Raw genomic sequence first — 22,293 nt, forward strand, 5'->3', positions numbered from 1 at the left:
ACGGCCCGGACAGTGACATGACCGGAGAGGGCGCGCTGGACGTCGCGGTCGCGGCCGCGCTGCCGGTCGACGACGTCATGGCCCGGCTGGGCGCCACCGGCGGCGGTCTGAGCCAGGCCGAGGCGGAGCGCCGCCTGGCCGCCGTGGGCCCCAACTCCCTGCGCACCCACCGGGCCCGGCGGGTCGCGGTGCTGGCCCGCCAGCTGCGCTCGCCCCTGCTGATCCTGCTGGCGGTCACCGCCGCCGCGTCGTTCTTCCTCGGCGAGTCGACGGACGCGATCATCATCGGCGTGATCCTGACGGTGTCGGTCGGGCTGGGCTTCTTCAACGAGTACCGGGCGGAGAAGGCCGCCGAGGCGCTGCACTCCCAGATCCGGCACCGCTGCCTGGCCCTGCGGGACGGCGGTCCCCGGCTGGTGGACGTGGTCACGCTGGTCCCGGGCGACGTCGTCACGCTGCGGCTGGGCGACATCGTCCCGGCCGATCTGCGGCTGGTGTCGTCGGCGGGGCTGGAGTGCGAGGAGTCGGTGCTGACCGGCGAGTCGCTGCCGGTGACCAAGGCCGTCGAGCCCGTCGCCCCGGACCGCGCGCTGGCCGAGCTGGCCAGTTGCGCGCTGATGGGCACCGTCGTGCACGCCGGGTCCGGCACCGGCGTGGTGGTGGCCACCGCCGGACGGACCGAGTTCGGGCGCATCGCGCTCCGGCTCGGCGACCGTCATCCGGACACCGAGTTCCAGATCGGGCTGCGCCGGTTCTCCATGCTGCTGGTGCGCGTCGCCGCCGCGCTCACCGCCGGGATCTTCGTCGTCAACCTCGTGCTGCACCGCCCGGTGCTGGACGCGCTGCTGTTCTCGCTGGCGATCGCCGTCGGCATCTCCCCGCAGCTCCTGCCCGCCGTGGTCTCGACCAGCCTGGCCGCCGGCACCCACCGGCTGGCCCGGCACCGGGTGCTGGTCAAGCGGCTGGTCTGCATCGAGGACCTGGGCGACATCGACGTGCTGTTCACCGACAAGACCGGAACCCTGACCGAGGGACGGATCAGCTTCACGCGCTCACTCGGGCCGGACGGCAGCCCCGACGACCGCGTCCTGGAGCTGGGCCTGCTCTGCAACGAGGCCGTCGTCAGCGGCCAGGACGGGGAACCGGGTCGCTCGGCGAGCGGCAACCCCCTGGACGTCGCCCTGTGGGAGGCGCCCGCCGCCGCCGCGCTCCGGCCCGGGCCGCCCGGCCGGCGCCTGGCCGTCGTGCCCTTCGACCACGAACGCAGAACCGCCTCCGTCCTGGTCGAGGACGACGACGGCCGGATGATCGTCACCAAGGGCGCTCCGGAGGCCGTGCTGGCGCGCTGCACCTCGGTCGCCGACCGGGCCAGGGCCGTCCTGGAGGCCGAGTTCGCCGCCGGCAACCGGGTGGTGGCGGTGGCCACCCGGCGGCTGACCGGCGACGCCGCCCGCCGGACGACCCTCAGCCAGGCCGACGAGCACGACCTCGCCTTCCGCGGCCTGCTGGTCTTCCTCGACCCGCCCAAGGCCGGCGCCGAGCAGGCGCTGCGCCGCCTGGCCGGGCTCGGCATCACCGTCAAGGTGCTCACCGGGGACAACCCCGCGGTCGCGGCCAAGCTGTGCGCCGATCTCGGCCTGCCCGGCGGGCGGGTGCTGACCGGCCAGGACGTCGAGGACGCCGACGACTCCCGGCTGGCCGCGCTCATCGAGCAGGCCGTCGTGTTCGCCCGGGTCAGCCCCGAGCACAAGGCGCGCATCGTGCGGGCCCAGCGGCGCAACGGCCTGGACGTGGCCTTCCTCGGCGACGGCGTCAACGACGCGCTCGCGCTGCACGCCGCCGACGTGGGCATCTCCGTCGACGCGGCCACCGACGTCGCCAAGGACGCCGCCGACGTGCTGCTGCTGGAGAAGGACCTCGCCATCCTGGCCGACGGCGTCATCCAGGGCCGGCAGATCTTCGCCAACACCATGAAGTACGTGCTGATGGGGACGTCCAGCAACTTCGGCAACATGTTCTCCGCCGCCGCGGCCTCGGCGTTCCTGCCGTTCCTGCCGATGCTGCCGTCCCAGATCCTGCTCAACAACCTGCTCTACGACTCCAGCCAGCTCGCCATCCCCACCGACAACGTCGATCCCGAGCAGCTGCGGCGCCCGTCCCGGTGGGACGTGTCGTCGATCCGGCGGTTCATGTTGTTCTTCGGGCCGGTCAGCTCGCTGTTCGACTTCGCCACCTTCGCCGTCATGCTCGGCGTCCTGCACGCCGGGCCGCCGCTGTTCCGCACCGGCTGGTTCGTCGAGTCCCTGGCCACCCAGGTACTGGTGGTCTTCGCGATCAGGACCAGGCGGGTGCCGTTCTTCCGCAGCCGTCCGAGCCTGCCGCTGACGGTCGCCGCCCTGAGCGTCGTGGTGCTCGGCGCGGTCATCCCGGTCACCCCGCTGGCCGGCGCCCTGGGCTTCCAGCCGCTGCCCGGCCCGTTCTTCGCGGTGCTGGGCCTGATGGTGGTCGCCTACCTGGCCCTCGTCGAGCTGGCCAAGCGCCGTTTCTACCGGGCCGCCCCGGAGACCCTGGCCGGGGGCGGGCGCACCGCCGCCCACCCGACGCACCGCAGGGCCCACCGGTTCAGCACGGTGGCCGCCGCCCTCGCCGCCGGACGTCCGCCCTCCGCCCCCCGAGAAGGGGACCAAGGTCCCTAGGGCGCGGGAGCGCAGCCGGAAATCATCGTCATCATGACGACGATGCAGCACATCGATGCCTACTGGCGCGCGGCGAACTACCTGTCCGTGGGACAGATCTACCTGCTGGACAACCCGCTGCTCACCGAGCCGCTGCGCCCCGAGCACGTCAAGCCGCGGCTGCTCGGCCACTGGGGCACCACCCCTGGGCTGAACTTCTGCTTCGCCCACCTCAACCGGATCATCGCCGAACGCCGGCAGGACATGATCTACGTCGCCGGTCCCGGCCACGGCGGGCCCGCCGCCGTCGCGCACGCCTGGCTGGAGGGCTCCTACTCGGAGAAGTACCCCGAGGTCTCCCAGGACGCCGCCGGGATGCGCCGGCTGTTCCGGCAGTTCTCCTTCCCCGGCGGCATCCCCAGCCACGTCGCGCCCGAGACGCCCGGCTCCATCCACGAGGGCGGCGAGCTGGGTTACTCGCTCGCGCACGCGTTCGGCGCGGCCTTCGACAACCCGCGCCTGGTGGTCGCCTGCGTCGTCGGCGACGGCGAGGCCGAGACCGGCCCGCTGGCCGCCAGCTGGCACTCCAACAAGTTCCTCGACCCCTACCGCGACGGCGTCGTCCTGCCGATCCTGCACCTGAACGGCTACAAGATCGCCAACCCGACCGTCCTGGCCCGCATCCCGCAGGACGAGCTGGTCAAGCTCATGGAGGGGTACGGCTACCGCCCCCACCTCGTCGGCCCCGACCACGAGGAGATGGCGCGCACGCTCGACACCGTCTTCGACGAGATCGCCGCCTACAAGGAGGGCCGCCTGGAGCGCCTCCCCATGATCGTCCTGCGCACGCCGAAGGGCTGGACCGGCCCGCGCGAGGTGGACGGCAAGCCGGTCGAGGGCACCTGGCGGGCCCACCAGGTGCCGCTGTCGGGCGTCCGCGACAACCCGGCGCACCTGGCCATGCTGGAGGAGTGGATGCGCTCGTACCGGCCGCAGGAGCTGTTCGACGCCGACGGCCGCCCGGCGCCCGTCCTGCTGGGGACGGTCCCCGAGGGGCCGCTGCGGATGAGCGCGAACCCGCACGCCAACGGCGGCGAGCTGCTGCGCCCGCTGGCGCTGCCCGACTTCCGCGACCACGCGGTGGAGGTCAAGTCGCCCGCGGCGCAGTCGACCGAGCCGACCAGGGTGCTGGGCGCCTTCCTGCGGGACGTGATCGCCGCCAACCCGCACGACTTCCGGCTGATGGGCCCGGACGAGACCGCCTCCAACCGGCTGCAGGCCGTCTTCGAGACGACCACGCGGGCCTGGAACGCCGAGGTCGAGCCCACGGACGAGAACCTGGCGCCGGGCGGCCGGGTGATGGAGGTGCTCAGCGAGCACCTGTGCCAGGGCTGGCTGGAGGGTTACCTGCTGACCGGCCGGCACGGCCTGTTCAACTGCTACGAGGCGTTCATCCACATCATCGACGCCATGTTCAACCAGCACGCCAAATGGCTGCAGTCGGCGAAGAGGATCCCCTGGCGGCGGCCCGTCGCCTCGCTCAACTACCTGCTCTCGTCGCACGTGTGGCGGCAGGACCACAACGGCTTCAGCCACCAGGACCCCGGCTTCCTCGACGTCGTGGTCAACAAGAAGGCCGAGGTCGTGCGGGTCTACCTGCCGCCGGACGCCAACACCCTGCTGTCGGTGGCCGACCACTGCCTGCGCTCGCGCGACTACGTCAACGTGATCGTCGCGGGCAAGCAGCCGGTGCTGGACCTGTTCACCATGGACGAGGCGATCGCCCATTGCACCCGCGGCCTCGGTGTCCTGCCGTGGGCCTCCACCGACGACGGCACGGAGCCCGACGTCGTGCTGGCCTGCGCGGGCGACGTGCCCACCCTGGAGACGCTGGCCGCCGCGGCCATCCTGCGCGAACACCTGCCCGAGCTGAAGGTGCGCGTCGTCAACGTGGTGGACCTGATGCGGCTGCAACCGCCGTCGGAGCACCCGCACGGCATGCCGGACGCCGAGTTCGACGCCCTGTTCACCACCGGCAGGCCGGTCGTCTTCAACTTCCACGGCTACCCCTCGCTCATCCACCGCCTGACCTACCGCCGCACCGGGCACGCCAACATCCACGTGCGCGGTTACAAGGAGGAGGGCACCACGACCACGCCGTTCGACATGGCCATGCTCAACGACATCGACCGCTACCACCTGGTCATCGACGTCATCGACCGGGTGCCCGGCCTGGGCGCCACCCAGGCGCACCTGCGCCAGCGCATGGCCGACGAGCGGCTGCGAGCGCGGGCGTACACCCGCGAGCACGGCGAGGACGCCCCCGCCGTCCGCGACTGGACCTGGTGACGCGCGAAGGACGCCGGCCCGCGCGGCCGGAAAAGGAGGGCCAAGGTCCCGTCAAGACGGGCCGCCGCACCACGGGCGGCCGGCCTCGCGGGACCGAGGCTGAAGGCTGGCGACGTCTGAAGGGATCACGGACATGGATCGCATCGTGCTCGGCTACGACGGCTCGGACTTCTCCGTCCAGGCCCTGGACTGGGCGCTGGACGAGGCCGAGCTCAGGAACCTGCCGCTGACCGTCGTCCACGCCTGGCAATGGCCGTACGGCGAGGCGGAGGAGGAGGCCAAGGCCCATCTGCGCAAGGCGGCCGAGCACGTCCTGTGGCACGGCGCCGAGTGCGCCCGCTCCACCAGTTCGGGCGTCCGCGTGGAGACCGACCTGTACGAGGGCCCGGCCGCCCAGCGGCTGGTGGAGCTGTCCGCCGACGCCACGCTCGTCGTGGTCGGCTCGCGGGGGCTGAGCGCGCTGCCCAGGGTGGTGGTCGGTTCGGTGGCCGGGTACGCCGCCGCGCACGCCGAGTGCCCGGTGATCGTCGTACGCGGGCCGGGGCCGCTGCCGAAGGCCACCCGTCCCGGCCCGGTCGTCCTGGCCGAGCGGGAGCCGGACGCGGCGGTCGTCGAGTTCGCGTTCGCCGAGGCGGCCCTGCGCGGGCTGCCGCTCGCGGCCTCCGCCGACCTGGGGGAGTGGGCGGCTCGCCGCCCGGAGGTCCAGGTGGAGCAGGGTGAGCCCCACGAGCGGGCGACGCTGGTCGTGGTCGGCCGGCCGCGGGCCGCGCATCTCGGCACCGCGAGCTCTCTTCCGCAGCACGCGCCCTGCCCGGTCGCGGTGGTGCCGGGCGACCGCCTCTGAGCTGCCCGCGTCACCCGGACGCGGGCGGCAGCCGCGGGTTCAGCACGGCCGCGGGCGCCACCGCGACCGGGCACCTGGACTCCAGCAGGGCGGCCTGCGTCACCGCTCCGAGCAGCAGGCAGGGAGGGGCCTCGTTCCCCCGGTTGCCGAGCACGAGGAGCGTGGCGTCCTTGGATGCCTCGATCAGCACGCGCTGGGGGCGTTCGGTCAGGAACTCGGTGACCACCGTCACCTCGGGGCGTCTGCGGGCCAGGTGGGAGACGACCTCGCGGAAGCGGTTCTCCGCGCCTTTGCGCAGCGCGTGCGAGTCCACGAAGGGCAGCGGCTCCTGCCAGGACGACGACCCGCAGTCGGCCCAGCAGCACAGGGCCGTCACGGTGCCCTCGCGCAGGGCGGCCTCGTCCAGGGCGAGGTCGAAGGCGGCCAGGCTGGCGGGTGAGCCGTCCAGGCCGGCCACGATCCTGACGTCCTGGCGGGTGGGCGGCTGGAGCGGCGGCCGGACGACCACGACCGGCGTGACGCTGTGCGCGGGCACCTGGACGGCGGCCGACCCCACCTGAAGGCCCTCGAACCCGCCCTGCCCGCGCGATCCGAGCACCGTCAGCTCCGCCTCGCGCGCGGCCTCCAGCAACACCGCCGAGGGGGTGCCCCGGCCCAGGAGCGGCTGCACGTCCAGCTCCGGCGCCAGCTCCCTGGCCCGCCGGACGCCCTCGTCCACGACGCCGAGCGCCACCGGTTCGACGTGCCGCATGATCTCCTGGGCGACGGGTCTGGGGGCGTAGGGCCAGTGCAGGGCGTGGCAGACCAGGACGGGCAGCCCGCGCAGGCGCGCGTCGGCGACCGCCCAGTGCAGCGCGTGGCGGCTCTCGGTCGAGTCGTCGTACCCGACGAGCACGGGCCGGCCGGCGTGGGCGTCGATCACTGCCGCCTCCGGGAGCGAATTTTGTCCGGTTACCTGCGCGGATGAGCCTTCCCCGGACCGGCGGGACGAGCCCCACAGGGGAGGAAACTCTTGGCCTAGCCTGCTTGCCCGTCACGCGCCGGGTCCCGAAGTTGGAGAGGACGGCGGCGACTTTTGGTGTGTTTGCGCCCCTTATATCCGTTATGGCGGGTATGGGGATGTCGAAGGCGCGAAGGAGGGAAGATGCGCGGACGGATCGTGGCCGCGGTGGACGGTTCCGCGTCATCGACCGCCGCGGTGGAGTGGGCCGCCGGCGACGCCCAGCGCAGAGGGCTGCCGCTCCGGCTCGTGCACGTGTGCGAGCAGTGGGTGCTCGGCGCGGACGGCGCCCGGTACTGCCTGGGCGCGCTGGAGGCCGCCGCCGGCCGGGCCCGCGCGATCGGCGGGGGCGTCGAGGTCACCGCCGAGATGCTGGCGGGCAACGTGATCGACGCGCTGATCGTCGAATCGGCCACCGCCGACAGCCTGGTGCTGGGCAGCAGGGGCATGGGCGGCTTCGCCGGCATGGTGCTGGGGTCGGTTGGCCGGGCGGTGGCCGGGCACGCCGCGGGGACCGTCGTGGTCGTCCGCGGGGTGGTCGCCGTCCGGCACGACCTGGTGGTGGCCGGCGACGACGGCTCGGCGGGGTCGCGGCAGGCCATGGCGTACGCCGTCGAGCAGGCCCGTGCGCGCCGCGCCCGCCTGCACGTGGTCTACGCCTGGCAGGCGCCGGCGGTCTCGCCGTACTGGGCGGCCTACAGCCACCTGCTGGCCGACTCCTTCCAGGAGGAGGCGAGGGCGGCCCAGGCGCGGGTGAACCCGTGCCGGAGCGAGAACCCCGACGTCGAGATCACCGACGAGCAGGTGCGCGGGCACCCCGTGGCCGCGCTCACCGAGGCGGCCGCCGCCGCGGACCTCGTCGTGGTCGGCTCGCGCGGACGGGGCGGCTTCTCCTCCGCGGTGCTCGGCTCGGTGAGCCACGGCGTGCTGCACCACGCGGCCTGCCCGGTGGCGGTGGTACGGCCGCGCGCGGAGAAGGGATGACGGGACCGGAGGTGTTCGGAGTGTCGGACGAGGGGGCGTCATGGCCGGTGTGATCGTGGTGGGAGCCGACGGCTCGGCCCCCGCCGCCGCGGCGGTCGGCTGGGCCGCCGACGACGCCGCGCGGACGGGCGCGCAGCTGCGGATCGTGCACGCCCTGGACCGGCAGCCGTACGCCGTCACCAGGTTCCCCGACTACGGCCAGGGCAACTACCTGCTGATGGCGGCGGCCAAGGTGCTGGAGGCGGCCGAGACCGCCGCGCGCGCCCGGCAGCCGTCGGTGCGGCTGCACGCCGAGGTCGTCGAGGGGACGCCCGCGGCCGTCCTGCTGGATCAGGCGCGGCAGGCGGACGAGCTGGTCATCGGCAACCGGGGGCTGGGCGGGTTCGCCGGCGCGCTGCTGGGATCGGTGACCACACACGTGGCCGGGCACGCCGCCTGTCCCGTGGTGGTGGTGCGTGCCGAGAGTGGCGGGCCGGTCGGCGAGATCGGCGTCGGGATCGGCGACTCCGACGTCTGCCAGCCGGCCATCGGCTACGCCTTCGAGCAGGCCAGGCTGCGCGGCGCCCGGCTGCGCCTGATCCGCGCCTGGCAGATCCCCGTGCACGCCTTCGCCCCCGAGATCGCCTACGACCTGGACGAGGTCCGCGCCGCCCAGCACGAGGCGGTCCGCGCCCGGACGGCCGGATGGCGGGAGAGGTGTCCCGAGGTGACGGTCGTGGAGGACGTCCAGAGCGCGCATCCGGTCGAGGCGCTCACCGGGGCCCCCTGCGACCTGATCGTGGTGGGCTCCCACGGGCGGGGCACGTTCGGCTCGCTGGTGCTCGGCTCGGTCAGCAGGGGAGTGCTGCACCACGCCCGCTGCGCCGTCGCGGTGGTCCGCCCCTAGAGGTCGTCCCTGGTCAGAAGGGTCGAGAAGCATGCAAGGTGGAAGTATGAGGCAAACCCTGCGCTTCGGACGGGTGGCGGGCATCCCCGTCGGCGCTCACTGGTCCGCGCTGGCCATCGTCACGCTCGTGGCGGTGGGGTTGGGCTCCGGGGTCCTGGCCGTCGCCGCCCCGGGCGCGGGCAGGACGACGTACTGGGTCGCCGGCGCGCTCACGGGACTGTTGCTCATGGTGTCCCTGCTCGCGCACGAACTGGCGCACGCGCTGGTGGCCAAGCGGTGCGGCATGGAGGTGGAGTCCGTCACCCTCTGGGCGCTGGGCGGCGTCACGCAGTTCCGCGACGAGGCGCGGACGCCCGGGGCCGAGGTGGTGACGGCGGCCGCCGGTCCCGCCGCGAGCCTGCTGCTGGGCGGTCTCGCTCTCGGAGTCACGGCCGTGCTGCCGCCGGGCGTGCCCAGGGCCGCGGTGGCGTGGCTGGCCATGATGAACCTCGTCCTGGGCGTGTTCAACCTGCTGCCCGGCAGCCCGCTCGACGGCGGGCGGGTGCTGCACGGCCTGATGTGGAGCCGCCACGGCGACCGCGCCCGCGCCGACGCCGGCGCCGCGCGGGCCGGTTACGCGATCGGCATGGCGCTGACCTTCACCGGGTTCGTCGTGATCTGGGTGTGGAACCCGCTGGGCGGGATGTGGGTGGTGATCACCGGCTGGTACATCGCGGGCGCCGCCCGCGGCGAGATCATGAGCAGGGCGGCCCGGCGCGGCCTCGGCGGAGTGCTGGTGCGGGACGTCATGACGGCCACGCCGGACCTGGCGCCCGCGTGGCTGACCGTGCAGGGGCTGGTCGACACGGTGGTGCTCGGCTCGCACCAGTCCGTCTTCCCCGTCGTGGGGCTCGACGGCGCGCCGCTCGGCGTGGTCTCGCTGGAGACCCTGCTCGCCGTGCCCGCCGAGCGCAGGGGGGACACCAGGGTGGAGACGCTGGTCGCCGCCCAGAAGCCGCCGCGCGTCCTGTCGCCGGACGACCACGCGGCCGCCCTGCTGGAACGTCCGTCGCGGGTGGGCGGGCTGTCGGCGGTGGTCGTCGAGGGCGGCGCGGTCACCGGCATGATCACCGACGCCGACCTCGGCAGGGCGCTGCAACAGGCGCTGCTGCGGCCCGCCGCCCTCGTGTGACGCGGGTCCACGGCGGCGGCCGGCTCACAGTCCGTGGATCCGGCGGCCGGTGACCTGGTGCGGCACGACCCGGATGTAGAGATGACGTTCCCCGCCCGCCCAGGGCGTGACGCCCGCGTCGGCCAGCTTGGCGACCTCGTCCTCGGGCACGTGGTGGGCGGGCCCCTGGATCAGCACGCTCCAGCCCTCCTTGCGCACCTCGTCGATCCGGTCCACCTGGAAGCCGATCATGATGTCCACGCCCTCCAGGCCGGTGCGCAGGTCCTGGTCCATGGGCCCGCCGCGGGACGTGCGGAACAGCACGGCGCCCTCGTGCAGCCGGTAGTTGACGGGCAGCACCGTGGGCCCGTGCGAGCCGTTGAACGCGATCCGCCCGATCCCGCCCGGCGCGACCAGGCGCAGGCACTCCTCGGGGTCGAGGACCTCCAGGACCGGCTCGTCCGGGCCGGCGCCGGGGCCCGGCGGGCGGTCGCGGCCACCGCCCAGCAGGTCCTGCGGGGTCGTCTCCAGGGCGGTGGCCAGGCGGGTCACCGTGTTCCTGTCCGGGATGCCGAGGTGGCCCTCCAGGTACGCGACGTACCCGGGGGACATGTCGGCGCGTTCGGCCAGCTGGTCGACGGTGAGGCCCAGCCGGTCGCGGTGGTGGGCCACCCGGCGTCCGAAGTCGCCACTGTTCGTCATGATCATCTCCTTCTCCGTGAGGACGAGGCCCGCACCGCCCGGCACGGGGACGCCGTCGACCCGCGTGCCGTCGTGGCCGGCCTCGATGGTGATCCGGCGTCCGCGGAACAGGACCGGCAACGAGAGCGTGCCGAGCCGTCCGGGCAGCAGAGGGTCGAGGAACAGGCCCTCGGGCCTCGGCTCCAGGCCCAGGTAGCAGCGTTGCAGCATGTCCACCGTCCCGGCCATCGCGCCCAGGTGCACGCCCTCGGCGGTGGTGCCGCCCTGGACGTCGTGCACGTCCCCCACCAGCGCCTCGGCGAAGAACTGCCAGGAGCGCGCCCGGTCGCAGCGCGACAACACCCAGGCGTGCACGACGGCGCTCAGCGTGGAGCCGTGGCTGGTGCGGTCGAGATAGTAGGCGGTCGTGCGCGGGATCAGGCCGGGGTCGGCCGGGTAGCCGAGCCCGTCGAGGATCGCCAGCAGCTCGTCGGCGCCCAGCAGGTAGAACAGCATCAGCGTGTCGGCCTGCTTGGACGCCTTGTAGCGGTTCACGTCGTCGCCGTCGGCCTCCAGGGCGCGGTCGAGGCGGCGGACGCCCGCGTACCGCTCCCAGTCCAGCTCGGCGAGCCCGGCGTAGCCGGTGAACTGGCTGATGACGCCGTCGTGGAAGTCGACCCGCATGCGGCGGGTGATGTCCTCCCACCGCGCCGCCTCCCGCGCGCCGGCCGCGCCGAGCCGGAGGGCGTGCCGCAGCAGCCACACGGTCATGACGTTGGTGTAGGCGTTGTTGGCCAGGCCCGGTTCGGCGGCGCCCGGGTAGGCGGTGTGGTACTCGTCCGGGCCCATGACGCCGCGGATCTCGTACCGGCCGGAGACGGGGTCGAGCACGGCCAGCGAGGCGAAGAACCGCGCGATGGCGATCAGCAGGTCGGCGCACCACGACGGCATGGAGCCGGTGGCCAGGCGGTACTGCCACACGTTGTAGGCGATGGCGAGGCCGACGTGGCGCTGCAGGTGGGAGACGTCCGGCAGCCAGCGTCCCGAGGCGGGGTTGAGGTGGTAGGTCTGGGTCTCCTCCTGGCCGTCGCTGCCGCTCTGCCAGGGGAACATCGCGCCGTCGTACCCGGCCGACCGGGCGGCCGCGCGGGCCTCGGGCAGGCGGCGCCACCGGTAGCGCAGCAGGCCGCGGGAGATCTCGGGGAAGCGCAGGTTGAGCCAGGGCAGGACGAACAGCTCGTCCCAGAACACGTGCCCCCGGTACGCCTCGCCGTGCAGGCCGCGCGCGGGCACCCCGGCGTCGAGGTCGGCGGTGTGCGGCGACAGGGTCTGGAGCAGGTGGAAGATGTGCAGGTGGACGATCTGCGACAGCTCCGGCCCGTCCACGTTCAGCTCGGCCCGCTCCCACAGCCGCTCCCAGGCCGCGGCGTGCGCCTCCAGCAGCTCGGCGAAGCCCGGGGCCGTGGCCGCGCGGCGCAGGGCGGCCGACAGCGGGTCGTGCACGGCGGGATCGCGCGAGGTCAGCAGGGCGACGACCTTCGTGAACGTCACCGGCGCGCCCTCGGCCACCGTCAGCACGTGCTCGCTGGCGACGTGGTCGGGCTCCATGGAGGGCGAGCCGGGGGAGGGGGCGTCGGCGCGGGCGGCGAGCGCGACGGTGACGCGGGAGGCGCGGGTGGTCGCGGTCAGCCAGGTCAGCCCGTCGCGGTGGCCCGTGGCGTGCTCCGTCAGGTGGTCGCCGCGCAGGTCGCGGTAGCGTTCGACGCCGCTGTTGGTGACGCGCCCGTCCAGCCCGGCGCGGACGCGCAGCGGGCCCGACCAGTTCTCCGCGGTGAAGGTCGTCTCCAGGGCGGCCAGGGCCGGATCGGCCATGGAGACCAGGCGGCGTTGCCGCACCCGGGTGACCCGGCCCCGCGCGTCGCGCCAGCGCAGCTCCCGCCGCAGCACCCCGTGGCGCAGGTCGAGCTCCTGGGTGTAGCCGAGCAGGTCGGCCAGCTCCGGGCTGAACCAGTCCTGGCCGGGGGTGGCGAAGCCGAGCGGCAGCCAGTCGGGCAGGTTGACCAGGTCCTCGTTGACGACCGTCCGGCCGCCCACCTGCGAGGCCAGACGGTCGTAGCAGCCCGCGTGGTAGGTGCCGGGCGTGCGGATCCGGCCCTCGGGCGTGGCGCCGCGGGTGGCGAAGCGGCCGTTGCCGAGCGTGCACAGCGCCTCCCGCAGCCCGGCCGAACCCGGGGCGAAGCCCTCGTACGTGAGCGTCCACGGGTTCATCGCGACCCCACGGACCGGGTCAAGGCGGCCATGACGATGACGCTACCCACCTGCCTCACCCCCAAGACAGGGACGTTGGTCCCTGACACCGGGGGCGTACGACACTGATCCGGGCCCGATGGCGTTCCGGACCCGGCGGGGGCGTCGAGAATGAGTGTCATGACACGAGCTGTGTACGTCGCCGCCGGCGAAGCGGGAAGCAACAAGGGGACCGTCGCCCTGGGCCTGGTCGAACTGCTGTCCCGGCAGGTGGGAAGCGTGGGCGTGTTCCGCCCCGTGGTACGGGCCGGACGCGAGGACGGCCTGGTCAACACCATCCGCAGCCGGTTCCAGCTCGCCCTGCCCTACGAGGCGTGCGCGGGGGTCACCTATGACGAGGTGCACGCCGACGTCGAGCGGGCGGCCGGCGACATCGTGGCCCGCTTCCGCGCGCTGGCCCGGCGCTGCGACGCCGTCGTGGTGGTCGGCACCGACTACACCGACGTGGGCGCGCCGACGGAGTTCGGGTTCAACGCCCGGCTGGCCGCCGACCTGGGCACTCCCGTGATCAACGTGGTGAGCGGCAGGGGCCGGACGGCCGACCGCACCGCCGCGGCGGTCGAGGTGTCCTCCAGGGAGCTGGCCCACCATCACGCCCAGGAGCTCGCGGTCGTGGTCACCCGCTCGACCGGCGGGCCGCTCGCGCTCAGCCATGCGACGCCCGTGTTCGTGCTGCCGGAGACCCCTTCGCTGCGGGCGCCGACGGTCGCCGACCTGCTCGACGCGTGCGACGGCTGGTTCTTCCTCGGCGAGCGCGACGGGCTCGGCCGGGAGGCGAGCGCGCTGATGGTGGGCGCGATGTCGCTGCCCGGCATCCTGGAGCGTCTCACCGAGGGCGCGGCGGTGATCATCCCGTCCGACCGGGCCGCCGCGCTGCTGCCCGGCCTGATCGCCGCGCACACCTCGCCGGGCTTCCCGGCCCTGTCGGCGGTGGTGCTCACCGGCGGCACGGAGCTGCCCGGCTCGGTGGAGCGGCTGCTGCGCGGCATGGAGATCCCGCTGCCGGTGATCGCCACCGGTCACGACACGTTCGACACCGCGACCCGGCTGTCGGCCGTGGAGGGGCGGTTCACGCCCGAGGCGGGCGGCAAGATCGACGCGGCGCTGCGCCTGTTCGCCGAGCACGTGGACGGCCCGCTGCTGCTGGAACGGCTGGACATCGCCAAGACCGACGTCGTCACGCCGCTGATGTTCGAGTACGAGCTGCTGGACCGGGCCCGCGCCCGGCGCAGGCACATCGTGCTGCCCGAGGGCGAGGAGCCGCGCATCCTGCGCGCGGCCGACATCCTGCTGCGCCGGGACGTGGCCGACCTCACCCTGCTCGGCGACGCCGAACGCATCAGGGTCCAGGCCGCCCAGCTCGGCCTCGACCTGGCCGCGGCCAGGGTGCTCAGCCCGTTCGACCCGGAGCTGCGCGAGCGGTTCGCGCACGCCTACGCCGAGGCGCGGGCGCACCGGGGGATGACCGTCGAGCTGGCCCGCGACACCGTCACCGACGTCTCCTACTTCGGCACGCTCATGGTCCACGCCGGCCTAGCCGACGGCATGGTCTCCGGCGCGACGCACACCACCGCGCACACGATCAGGCCGGCGTTCGAGATCCTGCGGCTCGGGCTGGTCTCCAGCGTGTTCTTCATGTGCCTGGCCGACCGGGTCCTGGTCTACGGCGACTGCGCGGTCAACCCCGATCCCACCGCCGAGCAGCTCGCCGACATCGCGATCGCCTCGGCCCGCACCGCGGCGATGTTCGGCGTCGAGCCCAGGATCGCGATGTTGTCGTACTCGACGGGCACCTCGGGCGCGGGCGCCGAGGTCGACAAGGTGCGCGCCGCCACCGAGCTGGTCCGTCAGCGCCGCCCGGACCTCCAGGTGGAAGGGCCGATCCAGTACGACGCCGCGGTGGACCCGGCCGTGGCGCGGGCCAAGATGCCCGGCAGCCAGGTGGCCGGGCACGCCACCGTCTTCGTGGTGCCCGACCTGAACACCGGCAACAACCTGTACAAGGCCGTCCAGCGCAGCGCGGGGGCGGTCGCGGTGGGGCCGGTGCTGCAGGGGCTGCGCCGGCCGGTCAACGACCTGTCCAGGGGCGCCACCGTGGCCGACATCGTCACCACCGTGGCGGTCACGGCCGCCCAGGTACGCGACGAACCGGCGTCCTCCGGACCGTCAGCCGGCGCCTGAGGCGCGCCACCGGCGGGCGGCGAGGACGGCGGCCAGCACCGCCACGACCCCCGCCCACGTGGCCGGATGGCTCCAGACGGCGGCGCCGGCCTGCTGGACGAGCACGAACACGCCCATGACGACGACGAACCAGCCGAACGCCGTGCGCAGCGCGTCCTGCGGGATGCGGCCCGCGAGCCGGCCGCCGGCCAGGCTGCCGATCACCGCGGACGCCGTCACGATCAGGGCGAGCCGCCAGTCGATCGCGACGCCCGCCAGGTGCCCGGCGAGCCCGGCGAACGACTTCATCGCGATGACGAGCAGCGAGGTGCCGACCGCGACGCCCATCGGCAGCCCGCCCAGCAGGGCGAGCGCCGGGACGACGAGGAAACCGCCGCCGGAGCCGACCAGCCCCGTCACCGCCCCGACGACCAGGCCCTCCGCCGCGATGTGCGGCAGCGGCAGGTCGCCGTGGGCGGGCCGCGCCCGCTTCCTGGGGTTGCGGGGCCGGCGCAGCATCGCGACCGCCGTGGCCAGCATCATCAGGGCGAAGGCGACGAGCAGCGCCGTGCCGGGGACGTACTCGGCCAGGCGTCCGCCGCCGTACGCGCCGGCCATGCTGAACGCGCCGAAGAGCAGCCCGGTCCGCCAGCGGATCCGCCGGGCCCGCGCGTGCGGGACCAGCGCGGCCAGGCTGGTGACGCCGACGACGAACAGCGAGGTGGCGATCGCCTCCTTGGTGTCCTGCCCGGCCAGGTAGACCAGGATCGGCACGGTCAGGATCGAGCCGCCGCCGCCCAGCACGCCGAGGCTGACCCCGACGAGCAGCGACGCCGCGACGATCAGCACGGTCACGGGGTGCTCCGCAGCTCCGCGAGCACCGTGCGGATGTCGGTGCGCGGCCCGCGGTTGTAGGGCAGCCGGGACAGCAGGACGCCCATGGCACAGGAGTTGCTGACGGCCGCGTACGTCAGGCCCGCGCCGATCGCGGTGCCGATCAGGTGCGCGCCGGGCAGGAAGATCCCGGCCAGACCGGTGACCAGGACGACGGAACCGGCCACGAGCCGCACCTGGCGCTCGATGTCCCACCGCTCGGGCCCCCGCTCCAGGGACGCGCCGGCCGTCTCCCACGCGACGATGCCGCCCTCCAGGACGCGCAGGTTCGGCAGCCCGGCCTCGGCGAGGGCCTGCCCGGCCTGCGCGGCCCGCGCCCCGGAGCGGCAGACGAGCACGACGTCCTCGTCCAGGTGGGCCAGCAGCTCGGCCCGGTGCTCGCGCAGGGTGTTCAGCGGCACGTTGTACGAGCCGGGGATGTGCGCCGTGCGGAACTCGCCGGGCGTGCGCACGTCGAGCAGGCGCGGCGCCCGCCCTTCCTGGACGAGCCGCTGCAGCACGGTGGGGGTGAGGACGGAGGAGGTGTTCATGGGTCTTTCCTTCGCCGATACCCCGGGGGGTATCGAGTAGACATACGTGTGGGACGGGGACAGGGGACAGTCCGGTCAGACGCCGGCCGGCTCGGCCGACAGGGCCCACGCGGCGTAGCCGCCGAGCACGTCGGAGACGTCCTGGAAGCCGCGGTGCCGCAGCAGGCTCGCCGCGACGGAGGAGCGGTGACCGCCCGCGCAGTGCAGGACGACGGGCCGGTCGGCGGGCAGCTCGCCGCTGCGGGCGGGCAGCTCGCTCAGCGGGATGTGCAGCGCGGCGTCGATGAAGCCGTTCGCCTCGCGCTCGCCCGCGGTGCGCACGTCCACGACGACGGGCGGGGCGTCGCCGGCGAGCGCGGCGCGCAGCTGCGCGGCGGTCAGGCGGCTGGCCGGGGCGACCTCGGAGGCAAGGGCCACCAGCGCGTCGTCGGGGTTGCGCAGGTAACCCGCGACGCGGTCGAAGCCGATCCGGGCCAGGCGGGTGACGACCTCCTCCTCGCGGTTCTGCGGCGCCATGACGACCAGCTCGGCGTCCGGGTCGAGCACGGTGCCGGCCTGCTCGGCGAAGCGCCCGTCGGCGGGCACGTTCACCGCGCCGCGCAGGTGCCCGGCGGCGAAGTCCTGCGGGTCGCGGGCGTCCACCACGACGGTGCCGGCGGCCCTCAGTTCGGTGAACCCATCGAGGGTCAGCGGCACGGGCGCCGCCGAGGCGTCGTAGCGGGCGCGGTCCCTGCGGTTGAGATCGGCGTCGTAGGCGAAGTAGCCGGGGGCGGCGGGCTGCCCGGCGGTGACGAGCGCGACGAACGTCTCGCGGTCCATCGGCGCGCACGCGTAGTTGGTGGCCCGCTGCTCGCCGATGGTCGACTGCTTCTCGGCCGAGAGGTTCTTGCCGCAGGCCGAGCCGGCGCCGTGCGCGGGGAAGACCCGCACCGCGTCGGGCAGGCCCATGAGCCTGTTCTGGACGCTGTCGTACAACATCGCGCCCAGTTCCCCGGGGGTGACGCCGACGGAGGCGAGCAGGTCGGGGCGGCCGACGTCGCCGATGAACAGGGCGTCGCCGGTCAGCACCCCGTACGGGACGGGATCCTCGGCGTGCTCGTAGACCAGGACGCTGATCGACTCCGGGGTGTGGCCGGGCGTCTCCATGATCTCCAGGGTGACGTCGCCGAGGGAGATGCGCTCGCCGTCGCCGAGCTTGCGGATGGGGTACTCGGTCTCGGCGCGGCGGCCGTAGCCGATCCAGGCGCCGGTGCTGTCGGCCAGCTCCAGGTGGCCGGCGACGAAGTCGGCGTGGAAGTGGGTGTTGACGACGCCGACGACGGTCAGGCCGTGCGCGCGGGCGTCGGCCAGGTACTCGGAGACGTCCCGCCGCGGGTCGACGACCACCGCGCGGCCGGTCCCCTCGTCGGCGATCATGTACGACGCCTGCGAGAGGCAGTCCAGGTAGTACTGGGTGAAGAACACGGCAATCCCTTCGTGAGGAACGCGGCCAGTGGGTTGATACCCCAGGGGGTATCGCCTACCCGACAGTAGGTTCTCCGCGGAGAGGATGTCAAATACCCCCCGTGGTATTGCCCAGAATACCTGGGGGGGTATGGTGACCTGGACATATCCACCCGGCAATCCAGGCGCGAAGGGACCTTCGCCGTGCAGAACACCTCCGCTCCCGCCCCGGCCGGCCGGCCTCCCGTACGCCTGGGACTCCGGGAGAACGCCCTGCAGTTCTCGCTGCTGGTCGTCGTCAACATCGCCGTCGGCGGCCTGGTGGGCCTCGAACGCACCACCGTGCCCCTCATCGGCGCCCACGCCTTCGGCCTGACCAGCGACCTCGCCGTCTTCTCCTTCATCGTCGCCTTCGGGCTCACCAAGGCGGTCAGCAACCTGGCCGCCGGAGCGCTGACGGCCCGGTTCCGCCGCAAGCAGCTCCTGGTGGCCGGCTGGCTGATCGGGATCCCCGTCCCGTTCGTCCTGGCCTGGGCGCCCTCCTGGGGGTGGATCGTGGCCGCGAACGTCCTGCTCGGCCTCAACCAGGGCCTGACCTGGTCGATGACCGTCAACATGAAGATCGACCTGGTCGGGCCCGGCCGGCGGGGGCTGGCCACCGGCCTCAACGAGGCCGCCGGGTACACCGCCGTCGGCGCCACCGCCCTGCTCACCGGCTACCTCGCCACCCGACACGGCCTGCGTCCCGTCCCCGAGCTCGTCGGCGTCGTCTTCGTGGCGGCCGGGCTGGCCCTGGCCCTGGCCGTCCGCGACACCGCCGCCCACGTGGCCCTCGAACTCGACCGGCACCCCCGGCCCGCCGGCGGGGACATCGGTCCGGCGGCCGCGTTCGCCCGCACGTCCTGGCGCGACCGCTCGCTGCGCGGCGTCAGCCAGGCCGGTCTGGTCAACAACCTCAACGACGGCCTCACCTGGGGCGTCTTCCCCCTCCTGTTCACCGAGCACGGCCTGGGCCTGGCCGCCGTCGGCCTGATCAAGGGCCTGTACCCGCTGCTGTGGGGCGTCGGCCAGATCCCCGCCGGGCACCTCGCCGACCGCCTCGGCCGCAAACCCCTCATCGTCACCGGCATGCTCGTCCAGGCCGGCGGGCTCCTCCTGGCCGTCGCCCCGCTGGGCGACGCCCTGCTCGCCGGGGTCCTGTCCGCCGTCATCCTCGGGCTCGGCACCGCCATGGTCTACCCCGCCCTCATCGCGTCGGTCTCCGACCACGCCCACCCCTCCTGGCGGGCCAACGCCCTGGGGGCCTACCGCTTCTGGCGCGACGTCGGCTACGCGGCGGGAGCCCTGGTCGCCGGGGTGCTCGCCGACGTGCTGGGCCTCGGCGCCACGGTCGTCGCGGGGGCCGTCCTCACCGCCGTCTCCGGCCTGCTCGCCGCCCGCTGGATCAGCGACCGTACGGCGGGCTGACGGGGGCCGTCCCAGGTCAAGCGCATCCCAAGGTGCGGTCGGCATTGATCGCGCGGCCGGGGACGGCGGAAGCGCCCTTTGATCCACTCCTGGTTACAGTCCGTAGTGATCGGATCGCTCTGGGGGGAAGATGAAGAGTGTTCGCATAGTCGCCGGCAGGATGGCGAAAGTGTTGTGCGCGGGGCTGCTCGCGGTCCCGTCGTCCCCGCTGGTCGTGCCTGATCCGTCGCCGGACACCTCGGTGGTGACGGTGCGGACCGGCGGCGACCGCACCGGCGACACCACTGTGGGGCCGCTGGCCGGGGTCGAGCTCGGCCTGTTCGCCACGCCCGACGCGGCCGACCCGGTCGACGCCGACTGGGGCGTGTGCGTCTCGGACGACGACGGCGACTGCAGCTTCGTCGTCCCCGGCACCGAGCCGGGCGGCGACAACGCCGGCGCCCGCTTCTACGTCAAGCAGCTGTCCGCCCCCGGCGGCTGGTACACCAACCCCGAGCTGCGCACCGGCCGCGGCAGCGGGTCGAACTCCGTCGCCACGCCGTACGTCTTCCAGACCCCCGCGCTGGAGAGCGGCACCACGTACTCCTCCACCAGCGACTTCATGATCAACGACACCCGCGCGGACGCCACCGCCTCGACCGGGATCTGGCAGCAGTCACGGGTCAACCCCCGGCCCGATCTCACCTGCGGCCTCGACGTCGCGCTGCTGCTCGACCTGTCGGCCTCGGTGGGCAGCGCGCTGCCCGACCTGAAGGCGGCCGCCGACACCTTCACCGACGCGCTGACCGGCACCCCGTCCCGGATGGCGCTGTTCACCTTCGACCGCAACTCGCCCAGCGCCGGCACCACGAACAACCCCGACCTCATGCCGGTGTCCACCGAGGCAGGCGCCGAGGCGTTCAAGAACCAGTACGCCGACTGGCAGCTCGGCAGCGGCACCAACTGGGACCGCGGCCTGTGGGCGGTCGCCGAGGCCGCGCCGCGCTACGACCTGCTGGTGGTGCTCACCGACGGCAACCCCACCTACTACGACACCCTGCTCGGCGACGGCAGCAACACCCGCATCGCCGAGGTCGAGGCCGGGATCTTCTCCGCCAACGCGGTCAAGGCCGAGGGCACCCGCGTCCTGGCCGTCGGCGTCGGCAACGGCGTGACCGGCCTGACCGCGCTCAACCTGCGCGCCATCTCCGGCACCACCGCCTTCGACGGCACCAACGCGGCCGCCGCCGACTACTTCCAGACCAGCGACTACGCCGCCGCCGGGCAGGCGCTGCGGGAGATCGTCCGCGCCCAGTGCGAGGGGTCGCTGTCGGTGATCAAGCAGCTCGTCCCGTCCGGCAACACCGGTGAGGACGTCACCGGCGCCACCCCGGCCGGCCCCGGCTGGGACTTCACCGCCGAGACCACCACGCCGGGCATCGGCGGGCTGCCCGCCACCGAGTCGACGACCGGCGACGGCACGGGGTCGGTCAACTTCGACCTCACCTTCAGCCAGACCGCGTCGGCCGACGTCACCGTCACCGAGGCCCAGCACCCCGACCACACCCTGGTCACCCAGGACGGGCGCAACGCCGTCTGCCGCCTGATCGACACCGGCGTCGAGGTGCCGGTCACCAACAGCGGCGGCCTCGGCTTCACGGTCGAGGTGCCGAGCGACGCGGCCGTCAGCTGCACCGTCTACAACCGCCCGCCCGCGCCGACCCCGACCCCGACGCCCACGCCCACGCCCACTCCGACACCGACACCGACACCGACACCGACACCCACGGTGACCCCGACCCCGACGGTCACCCCGACGCCCACGGTCCCGCCGACCGTCACGCCCACGCCGACCCCGACACGCACGCCGACGCCCACGCCCACGCCGAAGCCCACGCCGACCCGTCCCGACCACTGCCACGGCGGGCATCCGTACTGGGACCACTGCCACGACCCGCACCCGTGCTGGGACCGCTGCGAGGAGCACCCGGGCTGGCACGACGTCTGCCACAAATCGGCCTTCGCCTGCCCGCACCCGCAGGAGTGGTCCATGCCTGACGAGGCATGGAACGAGGAGTGGTAGCCCGCAGGTAGACGCGTTCCCGGCACAAGGATTACCCGCGCCTTCGCGTCGGACCGCCGCCGACGGGCAGCACCTGGAAGGGACGGCTCGGGAACGGGGGCGGACGATGCGGGACGAAGCAGCCGGCGGGCCGGCGAGCGTGCGCCGTCGCGAGATGCTGGCCATGCCCGTCGCCCTGGCCTGCGGCTCGGCGATGCTGACCGGCTGCGACACCGCGCGGCCGGCCCGCAGTGCCACGACGGCCAGCCCCGCTCCCGGCCCGGAGCAGACCGGGGAGGTGCCGGTCACGCCGCCGGAGGACCTCATGCGCGAGCACGGGGTCCTCAAGCGCGTCCTGCTGGTCTACCGGGAGGGCGTCCGGCGGATCGGCGCCGGGGAGCGGGTGCCGGTCGGCCCGCTGCACGCCGGGGCCGGGATCATCCGCACGTTCATCGAGGACTACCACGAGCGGCTGGAAGAGCGTTACGTCTTCCCGCGCCTGGTGGGGGCGGGCAGGCTCACCGACGTCGTGCCCGTGCTGATCCGGCAGCACCGGCGCGGACGCGTCCTGACCGGCCGCATCCTGGACGCCACCGCGCGGCCCGTCCCCCAGAGCGTCCGCCGCGGCCTGACCGCCGACCTGGCCGCCTTCGTGCGCATGTACGAGCCGCACGAGGCGCGCGAGGACACCGTGGTCTTCCCCGCCATGCGGGCCGTCATCCCGCCCAAGGAGTTCGCCGAGCTGGCCGAGACGTTCGAGGACGAGGAGCACCGCCGTTTCGGCGCGGCCGGCTTCACCGGCGTGGTCGCGCAGGTGGCCGACATCGAGAAGGCGCTCGGCATCTACGACCTCGACCAGTTCACCCCGCGCGGCTGACCCGG

Annotated in this window: 15 protein-coding genes; 10 read left to right on the forward strand and 5 right to left on the reverse strand. The window is 73.9% G+C overall.

The annotated features are described in order from the left end of the window. The first annotated feature begins 17 nt into the window (after positions 1–17). The 3 genes from mgtA (at position 18) to ACFYUV_RS35250 (ending at position 5,868) form a co-directional block, all read left to right on the forward strand. Positions 18–2,696: a magnesium-translocating P-type ATPase gene (gene mgtA, locus ACFYUV_RS35240; protein ID WP_387676467.1), complete on the forward strand. Its 2,679-nt coding sequence runs from the start codon at positions 18–20 to the stop codon at positions 2,694–2,696. Positions 2,697–2,738: 42 nt separating this feature from the next. Further along, on the forward strand, positions 2,739–5,024 hold the full coding sequence (locus ACFYUV_RS35245) for a phosphoketolase (RefSeq protein WP_387676470.1): 2,286 nt from the start codon (positions 2,739–2,741) through the stop codon (positions 5,022–5,024). Between the two features lie 133 nt (positions 5,025–5,157). Further along, positions 5,158–5,868, forward strand: coding sequence for a universal stress protein (locus tag ACFYUV_RS35250; protein WP_387676473.1), 711 nt, complete (start codon positions 5,158–5,160; stop codon positions 5,866–5,868). 10 nt (positions 5,869–5,878) lie between these two features. On the opposite strand, the gene ACFYUV_RS35255 is transcribed toward ACFYUV_RS35250, so the two are convergent. Continuing rightward, complete coding sequence (locus tag ACFYUV_RS35255) at positions 5,879–6,790, reverse strand: universal stress protein (protein WP_387676475.1); 912 nt, start codon at positions 6,788–6,790, stop codon at positions 5,879–5,881. A gap of 222 nt (positions 6,791–7,012) precedes the next feature. On the opposite strand from ACFYUV_RS35255, the gene ACFYUV_RS35260 reads away from it, so the two are divergent. Genes ACFYUV_RS35260 through ACFYUV_RS35270 form a run of 3 tightly spaced genes read left to right on the forward strand, consistent with a single transcriptional unit; the run spans position 7,013 to position 9,909 of the window. Then, positions 7,013–7,852: a universal stress protein gene (locus tag ACFYUV_RS35260; protein ID WP_387676478.1), complete on the forward strand. Its 840-nt coding sequence runs from the start codon at positions 7,013–7,015 to the stop codon at positions 7,850–7,852. Positions 7,853–7,892: 40 nt separating this feature from the next. Then, positions 7,893–8,738 carry a universal stress protein gene (locus ACFYUV_RS35265; protein WP_387676481.1) on the forward strand — a complete coding sequence of 282 codons (846 nt, stop codon included), beginning with the start codon at positions 7,893–7,895 and terminating at the stop codon, positions 8,736–8,738. Between the two features lie 46 nt (positions 8,739–8,784). Further along, the gene (locus ACFYUV_RS35270) at positions 8,785–9,909 is read left to right on the forward strand and encodes a M50 family metallopeptidase (protein ID WP_387676484.1); all 1,125 of its coding nucleotides are present in this window, start codon (positions 8,785–8,787) and stop codon (positions 9,907–9,909) included. 24 nt (positions 9,910–9,933) lie between these two features. Here ACFYUV_RS35270 and ACFYUV_RS35275 read toward each other — a convergent pair whose 3' ends face one another. Beyond that, positions 9,934–12,837 carry a pyridoxamine 5'-phosphate oxidase family protein gene (locus ACFYUV_RS35275; RefSeq protein WP_387676487.1) on the reverse strand — a complete coding sequence of 968 codons (2,904 nt, stop codon included), beginning with the start codon at positions 12,835–12,837 and terminating at the stop codon, positions 9,934–9,936. Between the two features lie 159 nt (positions 12,838–12,996). Between ACFYUV_RS35275 and pta the strand changes: the two genes are divergently transcribed. Next, positions 12,997–15,057, forward strand: coding sequence for a phosphate acetyltransferase (gene pta / locus ACFYUV_RS35280; RefSeq protein ID WP_387676490.1), 2,061 nt, complete (start codon positions 12,997–12,999; stop codon positions 15,055–15,057). On the opposite strand, the gene ACFYUV_RS35285 is transcribed toward pta, so the two are convergent. From ACFYUV_RS35285 to ACFYUV_RS35295, 3 genes are all read right to left on the reverse strand, one after another. Further along, entirely contained in the window at positions 15,043–15,891 is an 849-nt protein-coding gene (locus ACFYUV_RS35285; protein ID WP_352323726.1) for a sulfite exporter TauE/SafE family protein, read from the reverse strand. The genes pta and ACFYUV_RS35285 overlap by 15 nt on opposite strands. Next, positions 15,888–16,460: a rhodanese-like domain-containing protein gene (locus ACFYUV_RS35290; RefSeq protein WP_352323725.1), complete on the reverse strand. Its 573-nt coding sequence runs from the start codon at positions 16,458–16,460 to the stop codon at positions 15,888–15,890. Before ACFYUV_RS35290 ends, ACFYUV_RS35285 begins: the two co-directional genes overlap by 4 nt. A 75-nt stretch (positions 16,461–16,535) precedes the next feature. Continuing rightward, a complete protein-coding gene (locus ACFYUV_RS35295; protein ID WP_387676495.1) occupies positions 16,536–17,924 on the reverse strand; it encodes a rhodanese-like domain-containing protein in 1,389 nt (462 codons plus the stop codon). A gap of 183 nt (positions 17,925–18,107) precedes the next feature. Between ACFYUV_RS35295 and ACFYUV_RS35300 the strand changes: the two genes are divergently transcribed. From ACFYUV_RS35300 to ACFYUV_RS35310, 3 genes are all read left to right on the forward strand, one after another. Continuing rightward, the gene (locus ACFYUV_RS35300; protein WP_387676498.1) at positions 18,108–19,370 is read left to right on the forward strand and encodes an MFS transporter; all 1,263 of its coding nucleotides are present in this window, start codon (positions 18,108–18,110) and stop codon (positions 19,368–19,370) included. Between the two features lie 160 nt (positions 19,371–19,530). Continuing rightward, complete coding sequence (locus tag ACFYUV_RS35305) at positions 19,531–21,432, forward strand: vWA domain-containing protein (protein ID WP_387676501.1); 1,902 nt, start codon at positions 19,531–19,533, stop codon at positions 21,430–21,432. A 106-nt stretch (positions 21,433–21,538) separates the two neighbouring features. Continuing rightward, positions 21,539–22,288 (forward strand): hemerythrin domain-containing protein, encoded by a 750-nt coding sequence (locus ACFYUV_RS35310; RefSeq protein WP_387676504.1) that lies wholly within the window; start codon positions 21,539–21,541, stop codon positions 22,286–22,288. Positions 22,289–22,293 lie beyond the last annotated feature (5 nt).

This window comes from Nonomuraea sp. NPDC003560 (genome assembly GCF_042878785.1).
Classification (GTDB): Bacteria; Actinomycetota; Actinomycetes; order Streptosporangiales; family Streptosporangiaceae; genus Nonomuraea.